Genomic DNA, 1894 nt, shown 5'->3' with positions numbered 1-1894 from the left:
CAATACGCCGCGCGGGCCCGCGAGATCGCCAGCCGCATGAGCAAACCCGCCGAAAGCGTTGCGGCCACCGCTGACCTTGTGGAAAATTCCGCCCGTTTGCAACGTGTCGTCTGATCGAGAAGCCGATCTTTATCGCGAAGTCAACATTCCCGCGGAGATGATCGTGCCGGTCGCCCGCGTTTGCGGAATCCTACGAGAGGATCAGTGGCTGACGGCTGAGGAGTGCGTCTGCGAAGTCGCGGTGGTAGAAGTCGCGGTATGCCGCCTTGGTGATCGCCGGCACCTTGCGCTCGTATAGCCATCGGTAATCATTGTGCAGGTCGTAGATATAGAACCCCTGATCTTGGAACGGCATCAACGTGGCTTCGATTTGCGCCCTCAATTCAAGGGCCACGACGAGCCTGGGATGGGTGAATCCAGAGGCAATTTGCGGCGTCAAGGCCGTTTCTGCGCCTTCGATGTCAACCTTGATGAATGAGACCCGCGCAGCGTCGGCACCCACGAGGGATGTGAGCGTGTCAGCGGCTACGGTCACGGGACTCCAGCTCACCCCGCGGCGGTGGTCCCAATCTCCCTTGGCGGGTGGGCTGAGCCGGGAACAGCCGTCAACGCGGGAATGCAGCCAAAACGTCATCTCGCCCTTCTCCGGGGCGCATGCTGCCTCGACGACGTCGACGATTCCGCCCGCCTCATTGAGCTCGATGTTGGCGCGTAGCCGCTGCGCGGTGTCGGGTGCGGCCTCGATCGCGATGACTTTCCCGGACGGTCCGACGCGCTGGGCTAAGAGAAGGGAGAAGTAGCCGTTGTTAGCACCGGCGTCGACGCAGACATCGCCTTCCTGTACGTGCTGCAGTATGAATTCGGAGAGCACCGGTTCGTAGGCGCCGCGGAAGCGCAGCCAGAAGGTGACACTTGAGCATCCTTGGTCGGCGACGAACTTAGTCCCGTACTCGGACTCCACCGGCGTCTCGTCGGACTCGATGCCGAGCAGTTTGAGCATCCCACCTCTCGGCTCGACGCTGATACCCGCGACAAACATGAAGAAAACTTGCTTGGCGACCAAGGGGATGCGGTCATTCGCAACGCATGCCCGCATGGACCGGACCAACGCATGGCGCGTATGCCGTTTGGCCGAGTCGAGGGTGGGCACCGCTGCCTCCGGGTGGGTCATTGCGGGGTTGCATGAGCCGAGTCAAGCTGAGGTTAGCAGCCCGCTCACGCGTCTATCGGCGATGCGCGCAGGCGTCCGAGCTATCAGGGCGATGGGGGTGGTTTCGACGGTCGCCTGACCTGTGAGATGCGGCCAGTCCAACGCGACCGCCTGGCGATCGGCAATAATGCGCATTGCTACCGGGCTGGACGACGGGGCACTGGCGCGAATACACACGACGAACGGCCAGCCCGAAACAAACAACCGAACCGCCAGCCAGCAGACGAGTAACCCAGCAATAGCGACCGAGGCCCCTGACATTGCCGATGCGTATGACAACCGAAGGCCAGAATCCGCGATGAAAGTTGTACTAGCAAGCTGGGGAAGTCGTGGCGATGTCGAGCCCTGCGCCGCTGTCGCCCTCGAGCTGACGCGTCGCGGGCATGACGTGCGGATGGCTGTCTCGCCTGACCTGGTCGGCTTCACCGAGTCGGCCGGGCTTGCGACGGTCGCCTACGGGCCGGATTTGGAGCTCATCGCGGACGTGCGCCGCAGCTGGACGCGCTACTTCCACAAACCGTGGAGGATCCAGGACCTGAATAGGGTGGCGCGCGACATTCAGGAGCGCTACAACCAGAGCTGGGGCCAGGGGAGTGCGACGCTGACGTCGCTGGCGGACGGGGCCGACCTGCTCATCACCACCAGCGTGGGTTACGAGATGCTCGCCGCCAACGTCGCGGAGCA

General features: G+C 63.0%; 3 protein-coding genes. 2 read left to right on the top strand and 1 reads right to left on the bottom strand.

The genetic code is table 11. The annotated features are described in order from the left end of the window. Positions 1 to 114, top strand: a 114-nt coding sequence (locus AC2VOP_RS09820) for a hypothetical protein (protein WP_486960776.1), incomplete at its 5' end; no start/stop codon positions are given. A 76-nt stretch (positions 115 to 190) separates the two neighbouring features. Here the strand turns inward: AC2VOP_RS09820 and AC2VOP_RS09815 are convergent. After that, a complete protein-coding gene (locus AC2VOP_RS09815) occupies positions 191 to 1171 on the bottom strand; it encodes an FkbM family methyltransferase (RefSeq protein ID WP_486960774.1) in 981 nt (326 codons plus the stop codon). Between the two features lie 337 nt (positions 1172 to 1508). Here AC2VOP_RS09815 and AC2VOP_RS09810 point away from each other — a divergent pair. After that, positions 1509 to 1894, top strand: a 386-nt coding sequence (locus tag AC2VOP_RS09810; protein WP_486960775.1) for a glycosyltransferase, incomplete at its 3' end; no start/stop codon positions are given.

This window comes from Mycobacterium sp. TH-M106, assembly GCF_057473765.1.
The sequence above is the reverse complement of the archived record's forward strand: the minus strand, read 5'-3'. Positions and strand labels throughout refer to the sequence as shown.

What these genes read in the sequence shown, in the direction of transcription:
- AC2VOP_RS09815 (WP_486960774.1), bottom strand. Translation starts at nt 1,171, where the DNA reads ATGACCCACCCGGAGGCAGCGGTGCCCACCCTCGACTCGGCCAAACGG.